Source organism: Bradyrhizobium sp. B120 (assembly GCF_049075665.1).
GTDB lineage: Bacteria > Pseudomonadota > Alphaproteobacteria > Rhizobiales > Xanthobacteraceae > Bradyrhizobium.
Genome location: NZ_CP185242.1, coordinates 6,326,271 through 6,339,069, shown reverse-complemented (window position 1 = coordinate 6,339,069; position 12,799 = coordinate 6,326,271). Strand labels below are relative to the sequence as shown.

General features: G+C 59.4%; 10 protein-coding genes and 2 pseudogenes. 5 read left to right on the top strand and 7 right to left on the bottom strand.

The window, feature by feature from the left end; all coding sequences use genetic code 11:
• Positions 1-259 precede the first annotated feature (259 nt).
• Positions 260-442: pseudogene (locus ACOIX3_RS29445) on the top strand (IS256 family transposase); the annotation flags it as partial.
• Here the strand turns inward: ACOIX3_RS29445 and ACOIX3_RS29440 are convergent.
• Positions 441-831, bottom strand: a pseudogene (locus ACOIX3_RS29440) (helix-turn-helix domain-containing protein); the annotation flags it as partial. The pseudogenes ACOIX3_RS29445 and ACOIX3_RS29440 sit on opposite strands and share 2 nt — an antisense overlap.
• Positions 832-2,176: 1,345 nt before the next feature.
• On the opposite strand from ACOIX3_RS29440, the gene ACOIX3_RS29435 reads away from it, so the two are divergent.
• Together ACOIX3_RS29435 and ACOIX3_RS29430 are read left to right on the top strand one after the other, a co-directional pair.
• A complete protein-coding gene (locus ACOIX3_RS29435; RefSeq protein ID WP_420965470.1) occupies positions 2,177-2,503 on the top strand; it encodes a DUF736 domain-containing protein in 327 nt (108 codons plus the stop codon).
• 1,868 nt (positions 2,504-4,371) lie between these two features.
• Positions 4,372-5,052, top strand: coding sequence for a Crp/Fnr family transcriptional regulator (locus ACOIX3_RS29430; protein WP_420965468.1), 681 nt, complete (start codon positions 4,372-4,374; stop codon positions 5,050-5,052).
• A gap of 639 nt (positions 5,053-5,691) precedes the next feature.
• Here the strand turns inward: ACOIX3_RS29430 and ACOIX3_RS29425 are convergent.
• Both ACOIX3_RS29425 and ACOIX3_RS29420 read right to left on the bottom strand, forming a co-directional pair.
• On the bottom strand, positions 5,692-6,015 hold the full coding sequence (locus tag ACOIX3_RS29425) for a DUF6894 family protein (RefSeq protein ID WP_420965467.1): 324 nt from the start codon (positions 6,013-6,015) through the stop codon (positions 5,692-5,694).
• Between the two features lie 1,005 nt (positions 6,016-7,020).
• A complete protein-coding gene (locus ACOIX3_RS29420; RefSeq protein WP_420965466.1) occupies positions 7,021-7,260 on the bottom strand; it encodes a hypothetical protein in 240 nt (79 codons plus the stop codon).
• A gap of 67 nt (positions 7,261-7,327) precedes the next feature.
• Here ACOIX3_RS29420 and ACOIX3_RS29415 point away from each other — a divergent pair, with 67 nt between their 5' ends.
• Both ACOIX3_RS29415 and ACOIX3_RS29410 read left to right on the top strand, forming a co-directional pair.
• The gene (locus ACOIX3_RS29415; protein ID WP_420965465.1) at positions 7,328-7,663 is read left to right on the top strand and encodes a hypothetical protein; all 336 of its coding nucleotides are present in this window, start codon (positions 7,328-7,330) and stop codon (positions 7,661-7,663) included.
• A gap of 409 nt (positions 7,664-8,072) precedes the next feature.
• A complete protein-coding gene (locus tag ACOIX3_RS29410) occupies positions 8,073-8,492 on the top strand; it encodes a hypothetical protein (RefSeq protein ID WP_420965464.1) in 420 nt (139 codons plus the stop codon).
• Positions 8,493-8,808: 316 nt separating this feature from the next.
• Here the strand turns inward: ACOIX3_RS29410 and ACOIX3_RS29405 are convergent, their stop codons facing one another.
• The 4 genes from ACOIX3_RS29405 to ACOIX3_RS29390 form a co-directional block, all read right to left on the bottom strand.
• Positions 8,809-9,297, bottom strand: a complete 489-nt coding sequence (locus ACOIX3_RS29405) for an NAD(P)-binding domain-containing protein (protein WP_420965463.1) — start codon at positions 9,295-9,297, stop codon at positions 8,809-8,811.
• Positions 9,298-9,375: 78 nt separating this feature from the next.
• Positions 9,376-10,089: a 4'-phosphopantetheinyl transferase family protein gene (locus ACOIX3_RS29400; RefSeq protein WP_420965462.1), complete on the bottom strand. Its 714-nt coding sequence runs from the start codon at positions 10,087-10,089 to the stop codon at positions 9,376-9,378.
• Positions 10,086-12,071 (bottom strand): non-ribosomal peptide synthetase, encoded by a 1,986-nt coding sequence (locus ACOIX3_RS29395; protein WP_420965461.1) that lies wholly within the window; start codon positions 12,069-12,071, stop codon positions 10,086-10,088. The genes ACOIX3_RS29400 and ACOIX3_RS29395 overlap by 4 nt, the downstream gene beginning before the upstream one ends.
• Positions 12,052-12,798: a condensation domain-containing protein gene (locus tag ACOIX3_RS29390; protein WP_420965460.1), complete on the bottom strand. Its 747-nt coding sequence runs from the start codon at positions 12,796-12,798 to the stop codon at positions 12,052-12,054. The genes ACOIX3_RS29395 and ACOIX3_RS29390 overlap by 20 nt, the downstream gene beginning before the upstream one ends.
• Position 12,799: the final 1 nt, after the last annotated feature.

The window sequence follows — 12,799 nt, the reverse complement described above, 5'->3', positions numbered from 1 at the left end:
TTTCAGCAAAAGCAATTCAACGCGCGCTTGAGGAAGCGGGTGTCAAACTAATTGCGCCGAAGGGCGGGAAGGGCGCTGGCGTTCGAATGCGGGAAGAATGATTGGGGGAGCTTGTCTCAGGACTATCAGGCGATGACTATCCGACTGCAAGATAGGCAACGGGGATGTCCCGGGTTCTGTTGAATTTCCGAAGCGGTCGGCGTTGCCCACTTTGAGCCGGTAGGCTCGGGGTGCTGATTCCACAAAGGAGAGCAACGCCATGACGAGAGATATCACACCGGCTGGTTCGCCGGCGACCGGGCTGTGGACGAAGCGTTCGCAGAAGTGCGGGCGAGCTTCGATCGGTTCTGCCTTTGCGGCAGGGATCGAGGCGCTCGGCACGATGATGGAGGCGGATTTCACGGCGGCCTGCGGGCCGCGCCACGATCGCGACGCAGCGCGCGGGCAGCGAGGTCAATCCTGTTGTGCGCAGGAACCGCCAGACATATTGCACGTCAACATCGCCCAGCGCCCCGGCCAGCAGGGGCCCGGTCCAGCGTGCAAACCCTTCCGGTGCCGGTTTGTCCGGCAGCCTCCGTATCCGCTTGTCGGCGGCCTTCGTATAGATCGGCTGCTTGCCCGGCCGCGGCTTGTCTTGCAGCCCTTCAAGGCCATGATCGGCATAGCGATGCCGCCAAAGGCTGACAATCCGCGGCTGCGCCCGGCCGCCGCCAACAGAACTATCCGCGCTCGCTTCAAATCGCGCTGCAATGTCATTGGCGAGCGACAACATGCCTCAAGCACCTTGCGATCTTTCCTGGAAAGGTGGACTTCTCTTGCTTCGGGTATCATCCCGACCATGAATCATGACTCATGCTCCAAGAAAAGTGGGTACTAGGGTTTCCGAAGCCGCCGGTGAGTCCTGATTTGCCGATCCGCGACTGTATTGGTGCAGTCACATTGGTCGACGCCGATCGACCATTTCAAGAGCAGATGCCAAGGGCGAATCCTGTCGCCGAAACTGGCGTGCAGGTAGCGGCGCTGGGGCAGCCACACCGCCTCGCGCCGCGCGGCTTCGCTGATGCGAGAGCACAGTGAGCCAATGCACAGCAAGCGATCGTAGCTGAGGGCGAAGGTCCAATTGCCACAGCTAAAACACGCTCGCGTGCTAGATCGCTGACGCTGATTTCGGGGACGACCAGAAGGCACTTTCCCGTCATGACCGCGGGCAGTGCCGAATAATTGTGGTCATCGCGCTCCCGACTTGATGTCACGGGAGTTGCCGTTCTTGGCCCGGAGCGACGTTGGCAGCATGTCGGGCGTGGGCGTGATGTTCAGGATGGACCTTGAGCGAACAATTGAGATGTTCTTGCCATTGAAGCGGTTATTCCAAAATTCCGCAATACGCTTCGGCTCCTAATGTCGCGCCCGCAACTGCAGCCGATTACAGTGACGGAATCGAGCTGATGGCGATGGCTTCACCGATCTGGCAGACGAAATATGCTGTTGCTGCCGCCATTGCAGTCAGCATCACTGCGTTCATCCGCTTCACCGGGACGGCCGCGCCCGAACCTGCTGGGCAATGATTGCTGTGGCTGATAGCGTCATATCGATTGGAGCGGGATGGGACAAGGCCTCCAGCGTACTTGTGCTCCTCATCGTCGAAATTGGACGAAGAGTCGTGCGGGCATATAGGCTCGACCGGTCGTCGCAGAGGGGCATGCTTCGTGGCGGTGTTGTGAGGGCGTGGACCAAACGATGGCGTCTCAACGACACGGCCGACGAAAAACGTGAGAGGCATGCGGGCGAGGCTCTATCACGAAAGCCAGATCCGTCCGTCGCTGAACGGAGAGACGGCGCCTGCCACTCGCAAACTCACTTGCCAGACTCTCGGTGGACTCGAAACTCGCCATGTTCTCCTTGATTTCAGGTCTGTTCGGATCGAGCGCACCGAACGGCCTCTTCGATGGATGGATCTGGCCGAAGGCCGGCTGAAGCCTCGACCGCCTATGGCGCAACAGCGGCGTCACAACTTTCTTCCCCTGCCGGCTGCGCCGTCATTCCTCGCGCAAGCCAAGAAAGTTCCTCCTTTGCTGTCGAGCCCCTGCGGGGTGCGCCGTCGATCGCCTCCGGCCTGTCGATCACCATCGAGGCCGCAAGGTGCGGGCTCGGAAAACAGAGATCAAGGAGAACTACCATGGCGACCATCGGCACCTTCAAGAAGACCGGCGACAACGAGTTCACCGGCGAAATCGTCACTCTCTCGGTCCAGGCCAGGAACGTCCGCATCGTCCCCGAAACCAGCCGCTCGGGCGACAACGCCCCCAGCCACCGGATCTATGTCGGCCGTGTGGAGATCGGGGCCGCCTGGTCCAAGCGCTCCAGCGAGGGCCGCGACTATCTGGGTCTCAAGCTCGACGATCCGAGCTTCACCGCTCCGATCTTCGCCAACCTCTTCGACGACGAGGACGGTGAGGGCTTCAGCCTGATCTGGTCCCGCCCCAGCCGTCGCAACGGCGACTGACCCGACCCAAGATGCCTCGCCCGGCTGGCCCGGGCGGGGCATCGCTCAGCTCAAGAGCTGGCCGTAGACGACCTTCGGTCAGGGGCGACGGAGCAGGTGTGCGCGGTGGAGCAGAACCGGATCAATTGCGGGGGCCCGTCCCGTTCTGATTGGACGTCTTTCATGGCCTCCAGCACGCTGTCGACAATGTCATCCCATGCGGGACAAATTGCGACAAGTCGGTCCAGTACCGTGGGATCCCGTTCGATCTGGCCGAGCGCCTGAGCGCGCCACTGCTCGTTGAAGCTGCTCATCAGCCCCAGGCATTCGACGACCGAACTATCGGGCCGCAAGTGCTCCAACGTGACCGTTTAATTAGATCGGTTGTGTCGACGTTCAGCGCTTCTGCAATCCGGCCAGTACCGTCACGCTGGCCGACACGTCGGCGCGTTCGATTGCGCCGACGCAACGGGGCACTCAATCCTCCTGGTTCAATCAGGTCGCACGCTTCTTCGCCCTCATCACCCAACGCGGCCATCCGTCGTGGCTCACTCGACTCCGCCGCGACCTCGTCAAAAAATCGATCGCTTCATCCGCACCGACTATGCAAATTCACAGCCCTTCGTCTGGACCGCTACTGCTGCCCCCTTCTCAAGAAACTCGCGCGACTTTGTCAGCGAATTTCCGGGACTGAACACTAGCACCGTAGCGATACATGTTCGACGGCGGGCTGAGACGCGCCGGTCCCTGAATAAGGCCGCCGCGTCATGGCCGGGAGAAAACCGGTGAGGCTGGGAACGACTCGGCTTTTGTCCCCAGACCCGGTTGAAGCAACTTCAACAGTAGGCCCGCCTGCCGCCTGCAGGGCTAGAGAAGGAGTATCATTCCGCCCGTGAGCTGGCGCCGCGATCGCACAACGCTCAAGATCCCATTGAGATGCCTCCAACGACTGTGAGCAGGAACTACTGGATTCTTGGCATTTTGTTTTGATCTATCGGAAAATTGAAGCGCTCGGGTCGAAAGGGGCCAAGCACCTCGTATGGGGTGAGGGCCGGATCCGACGGTGCCGTGTCCGCGACATCGGGATCGTGGGAGATATCTCGCATGTATCGACCTCGGTTGGCGTGGGCGTCTTCTTGCACGCTTTGTCCGGATGATGCCGTTATGCATAGAGGCCGCGTTATGCATCCCGAGACGTCGTTCACCAGCCGCTCTGAACAAAACGTAAGGTCCAAGCGCGCTGGCCGCTCTAGTTTGAGGCGGGAAATGACCCAGAACAAGTGTTGTTCGGGAGGCTTAACGCTGCATGGATCGCCTTTCTGCCCAAGGCATCCTGCTTAGACGGCCTCAGTGTCCCCACATTTGGGCCGTCTTGCTCAACGAAATTTTCAATAGTGGTCAATATTGACCAGCCCCGGATTGTTGCTCGGCAAGACTGGCTCATCGCCGTCCGGAATAGGCAATTATCGGCGACAGAGAGATCGGCAATGCTCCCGCCCAATACAGGGGAAGCATGGTGTCATCTATTCAGCCAAATCCACTATACAGCTGCGCGGAGATCGGAATTCTTCCGTGCTCCAGGTGTGGCAAGCCTATGCGGTTGGCTTGCATTGAGCCTGCTCAACCCGGTCATGAAGTCCGTACCTTCCAGTGCTTGGAATGCAATACGACTGGAAGTTTTGCAGTTGCGAGCTAGCCGCCACTCTAGTCGGTATTTGCACCTGTTGGGTCCGGCTCGGGCTTCAAACCGCGCGAATTGCTTATCGGCAGTCGGGTACTCCGTCGCTCATCCGGGTTGCGAAACGCCTCCATTGTGCGGCACTTTTACTTCGAACGTCGGCGGCTGAATGGTAAGCTGGAAGTCCCACCGCGCGGGGACGAAACGAGACATGTCAGAAAATACCAATCACACAATATTTGATCCCAAGGAGTTTCTCGCCAAGGTAGGCGAAGGGAAGACCATCCTTGTGTTTCGCAAGGATGAGATCGTCTTTGCGCAGGGCGACGTGGCAGATACGGTTTTCTATATCCAGAAAGGCCGGGTCAAGGTTGTTGTCATATCCGAGCAAGGCAAGGAAGCCGTGGTCGGCATTTTGGAGCCCGGCCAGTTCTTTGGCGAAGGCTGCATGAACGGCCATTCGCTGCGTATCGCGACGACGACAGCGATGGAGGAATGCCTGGTGACCGCGATAACGAAGACCGCCATGGTCGCGGCACTGCACGATGAACCCAAATTTTCCGAGCTGTTCATGGCCTATCTGCTGACCCGCAACAGCCGGATTGAAGAGGACCTGATCGATCAGCTCTTCAACTCCAGTGAAAAACGGTTGGCGCGCCTGCTGCTCCTGCTGGCGAATTTCGGCAAGGAGGGCAGCCCTCAACCGATCAGTCCAAATATCAGCCAGGAGACATTGGCCGAAATGATTGGAACGACGCGATCCCGCGTCAGCTTCTTCATGAACAGATTCCGCAAGCTCGGCTTCATCAGCTACAACGGAAAAATCGAAGTCAACAGTTCATTGCTGAACGCGGTCTTGTACGACAAGCCCGAGATCAAGCGCGAATTGTAAAACGATAAAATTGCGCCTCAAGCGTCACGGATCAACGCCAACCGCCGCGTCGTTGGGGGCGACTAAACTCTTCAGAGCCAATTGCACGAACGCGCCGGGTATCGCACTAGCCCCTCCCGAGATTCGGAAGGACCAGAGCGCAAGTTGTCGCTGGTGTGTTCGATCTGGGTGAAGTGATATCCGTGGCTGATCGTTGTTTCTGCCACACTCGGCGGTTCTTGCTTCAAGGCATTTGTCTCAATTTGAATCCGGGAGCGTCGTAATTCGCTAACGGTGCGTGAACTATTTCCGAATGTGAGCAAAGCGGAACAGCGGGCGGTATCGTGAAGGTTCCATGCTGCGCTTCATCACCGCCCCCTCGGTATCTACCGGTGACTGAGAGTTCTGTAACGCTCCCGCCTGAACGAAGGTTGAGCATCATGATTAGCCGGCGACCACTTTGCGCCGTGTGCCAAACAAGATCCATGTGGGCGCGGGTTTCATCCGGCCCTTTGGGCCTCGACATCCAGACGTGCGAATCCTCTGCTTGCGAGCACGTCCATCAGACTGCGGTCGAACAAATCGACCCGCTGAACTCCCTCAGAACGAATGCATGGCTTCGGGGACAACTCCAAGCGCCGACGTAGGGGCTGCGCCTAATTAGGCCGGATTTTCATATGAAGGCCTGGAGTACACGGGCACGGTGCCGATCTCGCGCCCCGCATCGTTGATTATGGCGATGCGGCGCTCAGGATCGTCTTCGGGCTTATCGAGTGAAACGCCGATGGCGAGCACCGTCGCCCTAATGATTGCGGCCGTATCGTCGTCGCAAACAAAGCCCGATGGATCAAAAAGTCTGTGACCGTCCTTAACATCAAAAAAGTAACGGGGCATTTGCGAACCTCCAGATTGCCAAGCTCCTGCAGACAACATTGTTCCGATAGCGGCCCCCGCATCCAGTTCGTCGAAAACCTCAAACTTCATGATGCCACCCGGCGAATCGTTATCGGCGGCAGTTTAGGCGAGCGCGGAAGCCACGCCCGTCCGGACGCGGAGCATTCGTTCGAGGTCGATGCCGCCGAGGTTGCACCTGACCGAGCGGAGGCTTTTGCGTCGTGTTACCAAAACATAGGTATGTTCAGTGACCGTGCATGGCTCCTCGATAGCAGAGGGGAGAGCAATCGCCGGATCAGGCCCCGATTGTTGCGCCGCATGGAGCTCTCAGTGCACAGTTGCGCCTCGCGCCGTCTTGGTTCGGGTCTGTAACCAAGCTCTTTCATAGTTGGCCCTTCGCGTTTGTCCTCTGAAACTGGTCAGGCGGAGCTGGTGTCGCACTGGCGGACGGCGAACGGCGTGGATGGAGTAAAGCTCCGTCGATATGCGATGAGAAACTCCGGATCGTGACTTTCCAGCTTCGACCCACAGCGGTCGCATCGGTAGTCATCGGCTCGCGACACGCACTTGTACCGCTCCGATTCCGCGCGTTCGTATGCCGCACCGCATCGACACGTCACAGATCAGCATCTGCCTGCCTACAAGAAGTGTAGGCGCCAGACTAAATGGTGGCGCCTTCAATACCAATAGCGTTCATATGTTCGTCACTCTGTACGGAACGAACGAGGGCGCGCGGTCAGCAAGCGAGTTCTTTCATCGTGTCGTAGCAGTACACGCCACCCCCCACAGGCAAACACCGTACGTTGCCTTAGGCGCTGGATCACCTGAATTATTGCAATCACGGTGGAATGAATGAGTACTCATCCGGCTTCTCCTGCGCCGCAAAGTTGCCAAGCCCGCAACGTTGCGATGGTCGCCCAGGTTCGTCCGCAGCCGTCAGAGCCGGGGCCATTCGCTGGACGTTCATTTGTCGGAATTCTTTGTTCGGCCTGCCAAACGTGCGAAGGCTCCCAAGATATTGTCGAAAGGCCGTAAGCCGGCACGTCTCTCAAACCGCCGTTGAGGATACGGCCTCTGATCGACACATCGCCGCTTTCAGACATTCCCGCCGTCGCTTGTCGGCTGTGCGTTCGGCGGAGAGGGTGCCGCTACCACGATCGGGCCTTTCTCCTCCTCGCGCGCCCAGTAGCCATTGCGGACATCTGGGTACTGAAAGGACTTCTTCGTGAATTGACCCTGGCGACACACGGAGCGGAACATCTCGATTCGGACGGGTGCATTTCCGGCGATGAGGTCGACCAGGGTCGGGCCAGTCATACCGTAGACGCTGGTCATCGTTCTCGCCTTTACGTTCTCTGATCTTTGAGGAGCGCCCTCGCCTTCGGAGGGAGACGGTCTCGTTATGGGTGGACGAACGGCAGGATGCTCCGTATGGCAAAGCGCCATCGAAATCATTTTTGAGACGAGAACCGCCGATGTAAATCGAAGGCGAAATCAGAAGGGTGGCGACCAACGGCGCGGCCCCATCGACGATGTGGGCATCTCGAGAAATCCGATACCGTTGCGGCTGATCCGGTGTGAATCCGGCGTCAATTTTGTTTTCGATCAGCACCCGGGCTTCGAGCGTCTTCCCACGCCACTGCTGCAGAACGAGATCGGCGGTGCCGTGAGTGTTTCTATGCCGTACCTGCTGGCGGACCGTGGCGCGCTCGAAATCGAGCTTTGCATATGCAGGTGAGGCTGCCGCGAGTACCGCTCGCACGGCAAGCTCATTTGCTTCGAGTGTGGTCACAATGACCGTGTCGAGATGACTTTCAGTTATTTTCGGCTTCATCCTAGTTGCCTTTCGGAACTTCATTCGTGTTCGATCCGGATGGCAATACCGGTTGATTCACTCAGGCAGCCAAAGTCGTTGTCGATTGCGGGCAGGCGAGGAGATGGACAGGGTTGGCCGATACGATCGGGTGTCGCATCAGAAAAATCTATCTGCCAGAGCGATGAATAAAAGAACGAACTGTTAATTCGAGGGGGCGCCCACGGCCGCTCCTACAGTTTACATTTTTCGCATGATCCAGCGTGTTCGGCGCAGGTCCTGATGCTGCCATGAATTGATGCAACTTGTGCTTGAGCCCCGTGGAGAGATTACTATGGCAAATTCCCCTCGAATCGTCCTTACGCCGTTCTTCCGCCCGCGCGATGAAGACGCTGAGGAGCAACAGATATATGTGGCGGGATTCCTCGATGAGGAGGACGAGGCGTGGGGTACGCTGATCCCACTGGAGGCGGAGATGGTCGAGCAAGCCGTTATGGGCCATCAGACATTCGGGGTTTGGTGCAACTCCGACGGCCGCATCCAACCGCAGCCCGGCAGCGACGGGCTATTTGAACACCTTCTCGAGAAAGGTCAATTGGTGGAAACGCCTCTCGACGAACTGGTTGCCGAGGCTATCGAAGACGGCAGGAATGAACCCAATGATGAGATCCTCGGCATGTTCGAGACCCTGCATGAGCGGCTGGTGCGCGCCGCCAGCGCAGTCGCTGACGAGATTGCACGGCGCAGGCGATGAAATCAAGGCGCGTAAGCACCGAGTGACGCATCATGATCTGCAAGGCATCCTGAAGCGAACGGGAGATCGTTGGCACTTCACGGAGTCCGGCGGCCGTGACGCCGGGCGTCGCCACCTCAGCTTCGATCGAGTCGGATTGCGCCAGCGTCGAGGCGATTGATGAAAGCGCTTGCCACAAGACCTGTTCCGCCAGCGGCTGCCATTCGGGATCAACCCGGCTTTGGCCAGGGTGCTGGCCACCATATCAGCGAGAGCGCTTCGTAACACCACGGGGAAAGGCGATGTGAGATACATGAGTGTTTCCAATGTCCATTCATCACTTACGCAATGGACCGGACCAAGCATCTTGATAACCGTCTCCGCGCGATCCCAGCGTTCTCCGGCATGACCGCCATTGAGGACGAGGCAGGGTATGGAGTGCGGAGCAGACAGCAGAGCGGGTATTACACGCGCGACGAGGGCCCCCCGGGACCAGGCGCTGAATGTCCGTCAGCGGAAGGTCGATGCCCGTAACAAGCAGTGTCCCGGAAAATTCCGTGATCGCTCGATGGTGTGATGCCAGTTCGGCGAGGCCCGAGCTGGGTATTGCTGCAATCACCGCATCTGCGGACATGACAGACGCGATCGAGGCGACACCAAAAGGCAAGTCGTCGGGTTTGTCCGCGTCGTGGTGATCGAAGCGGCGGCTCCAGACCTTGGCTTTTTGATTCCCGATGGATTGCCAGCGCAAAGCAATGGCCGCGCCGAGGCGGCCCGCACCGAGTATGCCGAGCCTGGGTTGCTGTCCCGCGAACGTGCCTGTCATGCAATGTCTCCGTCGACGCGTCGGGTCCCCGAATTGCGTCGGTGAGGTTTCGGAAGCCGCGTTGCAGGTGACGCCGAACTACGGCTCAAGCATCATCGCTGTGTGGACCCAGTCTCCGCTGCACTCGAAACGTCCGCCCAGCCTGGTACCGGCGACCAGCCGGGACGTCACCGAAACGAGCAACCGCGCCGAGAACCGGCCTTGATCCGTATCGAGCGAGTCGATCGTCGCGTCATGAAAGTCAAAGTAGCGTCGCACCTCCGGGAAGAGACACTTAAAGATGGCTTCCTTGGCCGAAAAGACCACGCTGACGATCGACGCAGGTTCCCATTGCGTCGCACTGACAAGGGCGGAAATCTCGTCGGGTGTGGCCACATAGTCGAGCACATCTCTCGCCTCTACGGCGACCATCATCCGCTCCGTGTCTATGCCGATCGCGCGAACGTGACGCGTCCGGGCAACTGCGACGGAAGCAAACCGGTTCGTGTGGGTGATCGCGCCAACGATCCCCGTCGGCCACAATGGCTCGCCCTGCGGACCGGAAGGGATAATGGCGTCAGCCTGCTCCGGAGCACATACGCGCAGGGCCTGCCTCGCGCAGAAACGACCAGCGCAATACTCCATACGCCGCTTCGGAGCGGCGTGCGTGAGCGATTTTGGAACTGCGACCCCCGGGAACTGTACGGCGTAATCCGAGTGGTCGCAGGAATCGAAGGCAACGCTGTGCTGTGCCACAAAGGCCGGGAAGAGTGCCGGGTTTCGAGCGGTGTGCAGCATTTGCGCACGGGTCATATTTCACCAACCGTGCGTAACTCGGCGCCGCCACCGGGATCGCGGAATCCCTCGCTCAACCAGCGCAGTGTCTCGGCCCTCGCAGCAGTTTCTCCGATTGTCGGTTGGTCGAAGAAGGCTCGCAGTGAAAGTTCAACCCCAAGAGCTGCGCGGATCCGTGCTATGAGTCGGACTGCCAGCAATGATTGGTCCCCCAGAGTGAAGAAATTGTCGTGGATGCCGACGCTGTCCAATCCCAGCAGATCGCACCATATCTCCGCGATGGATCGTTCAACGGAATTTCGCGGCGCTACGAATTCGACTCCCGTATCCGAGTGCACCGGGGCGGGAAGCGCAGCGCGGTCGATTTTCCCGTTTGGTGTCGTAGGCAAGAGGTCTAGCTTCATGAAAATCGAGGGCAGCATGTATTCCGGCAGTTGCTCTCTTAGATGCTGCCTCCACCCGGTTGGGTCGCTGATTGCGCCTTCCTTCGTTACGACGTGCGCAACCAGTCGCCGATCCATGGCGGGTCCGGGCACGGCAACCACCACGCATTCACGGATGGCCGGATGCGAGATCAATGCTTCTTCAATTTCTCTCAGTTCGATACGGTAGCCCCTCACTTTTAGCTGAATGTCCCTCCGCCCCAGGATATCAATCTCTCCATTGGCGCGGTAGCGCGCCAAGTCGCCCGTGGAATACATTACGTTCCCGGGATTGTCGGCGAATGGGTCGGGGTGAAATCGTTCTGCGGTCAGCTCAGGTCGGTTCAGATAGCCTCGCGCGAGCCCTATTCCGCCGATGTGCATCTCTCCAATCACACCGATTGGCACTGGTTCGCAATTCCGATCCAGGATGTAGATACGGCAGTTGCTGATGGGGCGCCCGATCGAAGGCGGCATGATCTTGCTGAAACTCTCGACAACTCCCGCCGTCGCGACGACAGAGGCCTCTGTAGGTCCATAATGATTGACCAACTTGAAGCCGTCACCTGCGCGCGCGTGGCAATGCAATGCTTCGCCTCCAGTCAAGAGCGTTCTCAGGACGATGCCGGTTGGCCATCCCTCCGCGAGCGCGGCCTCCGCCATCGGCGTCGCAAGAAAAGCGAGCGAAATCGACTCGCGTGCGAGCCATTCGATGATTTTGGTCGGAGAGCCACGGGTCTCTTCATCAGGAAGGCAGAGCGTGGCGCCTGCGGTGAGGCACCCCCACACCTCCCAGGCGCATGCATCGAATGCGAGGCCTGCCACCTGGCTGACGCGATCACCGGGTCCCAAGCGGTAGGCGTCCCGATGCCAGGTCACGAGGTTCAACACACCGCGGTGAGGTACGCCGACGCCCTTGGGTGCACCGGTGGACCCGGAGGTGTAGATGCAATAGGCGAGGTTCTGTGGTCGAGCGCGGTTGATCAGCGGCGTGAGCGGATGCCGGGCGATCACCGGCCAGTCGGTGTCCACGCACACGACGCTCGCCTGTCGTTCAGGGCGGCCGTGCGCCAGTTTTGCCTGTGTCAGCAGCACGGGGGCGTGACTGTCGGACGGCATGTATGACAGACGCGCGGGCGGATAGTCCGGGTCGAGCGGCAAATAGGCGCCGCCGGCCTTGAGCACCGCCAGCAATCCCACCACCATCTCGAGCGAGCGCTCGATGCAGATTCCCACCAGCACGTCCGGCCCGACTCCGAGGCCCCGCAGGTGGTGCGCAAGCTGATTGGCGCGCGTATCCAGCTCGCGATATGTCAGCCGGCCGTTGCCGTGAACCACCGCCGCGGCCTCGGGCGTCCGGCCTGCCTGCCGCTCGAACAGTTCGTGAAGACATAGCTCATCCGGCACTGCCGCCGAGGTTGCGTTCCACGCCACCAGTTGCCGGTGCCGCTCCGCTTCGGTCAGCAGCGGAAGCTCACCCACCCGCGCTTGCGGATCCGCGACAATTCCTTCCAGCAGCGTCCGGAAGTGACCCACAAAACGCGTGATCGTCTCCCGGTCAAAATGAATCGCTCGCATATTCGAGGTCTCCCGCCAGCATTGCCTCGGTCTCCGAGATGAAGAGAGAGAGATCAAATTTGGCAGTATTGTACTCCGGTTCGACCAGGCTGATCGCAAGCCCGGGGAATGCGATTTTCTTCTCACCCAGGCCCGGGAGCATCGTTGCCGTCTTCGATCGCGAGTCGTGGGTTGTGCTGTAGCTGAAAGTGACCTGGAGCGGGTGTCGGGACGGATCGCGCTCGGGGCTCAACTCCTCGACCAGCTTTTCGAACGGCAAGTCCTGATGCGCATCCGCTTCAAGCAGTGAATCACGGACCCGCGCTAGATGCGTTGCGAAGGTTTGGTCACGGAGCAGAGGGGCGCGTAGCACCAAAGTGTTGACGAAGGCGCCGATCAGTCCTTCGGTCTCGACGCGATTGCGATTACCCACGAAATATCCGACACAGACATCATCCTGCCCGCTGTAGCGATGGAGCAGCACGTTGAAGGCCGCAGCCCTGGTCATCAACAGAGTCACCTGCGCGTGTTGGCTGAACTGCCGGAGGCGCATGCTGAGCTGGGCGCCCAGTTCGAAGCTCACGCATCCGCCGCGATGGTTGGCGATCGGCAGACGTGGACGGTCGGTGGGCAGCTCCAGTGTTCTCGGCGCATCCTTCAGATAGCGCTTCCAGAACTCCAGATGCTCGGCGAGCACCGGGCCCTGGAGCAGGTCGCAGGCGTTCTGAGAAGAGAGGCTCTGGCTCATC

What these genes read in the sequence shown, in the direction of transcription:
- ACOIX3_RS29435 (WP_420965470.1), top strand. Translation starts at nt 2,177, where the DNA reads ATGGCGACCATCGGCACCTTCAAGAAGACCGGCGACAACGAGTTCACC.
- ACOIX3_RS29430 (WP_420965468.1), top strand. Translation starts at nt 4,372, where the DNA reads ATGTCAGAAAATACCAATCACACAATATTTGATCCCAAGGAGTTTCTC.
- ACOIX3_RS29425 (WP_420965467.1), bottom strand. Translation starts at nt 6,015, where the DNA reads ATGAAGTTTGAGGTTTTCGACGAACTGGATGCGGGGGCCGCTATCGGA.
- ACOIX3_RS29420 (WP_420965466.1), bottom strand. Translation starts at nt 7,260, where the DNA reads ATGACCAGCGTCTACGGTATGACTGGCCCGACCCTGGTCGACCTCATC.
- ACOIX3_RS29415 (WP_420965465.1), top strand. Translation starts at nt 7,328, where the DNA reads ATGGGTGGACGAACGGCAGGATGCTCCGTATGGCAAAGCGCCATCGAA.
- ACOIX3_RS29410 (WP_420965464.1), top strand. Translation starts at nt 8,073, where the DNA reads ATGGCAAATTCCCCTCGAATCGTCCTTACGCCGTTCTTCCGCCCGCGC.
- ACOIX3_RS29405 (WP_420965463.1), bottom strand. Translation starts at nt 9,297, where the DNA reads ATGACAGGCACGTTCGCGGGACAGCAACCCAGGCTCGGCATACTCGGT.
- ACOIX3_RS29400 (WP_420965462.1), bottom strand. Translation starts at nt 10,089, where the DNA reads ATGACCCGTGCGCAAATGCTGCACACCGCTCGAAACCCGGCACTCTTC.
- ACOIX3_RS29395 (WP_420965461.1), bottom strand. Translation starts at nt 12,071, where the DNA reads ATGCGAGCGATTCATTTTGACCGGGAGACGATCACGCGTTTTGTGGGT.
- ACOIX3_RS29390 (WP_420965460.1), bottom strand. Translation starts at nt 12,798, where the DNA reads ATGAGCCAGAGCCTCTCTTCTCAGAACGCCTGCGACCTGCTCCAGGGC.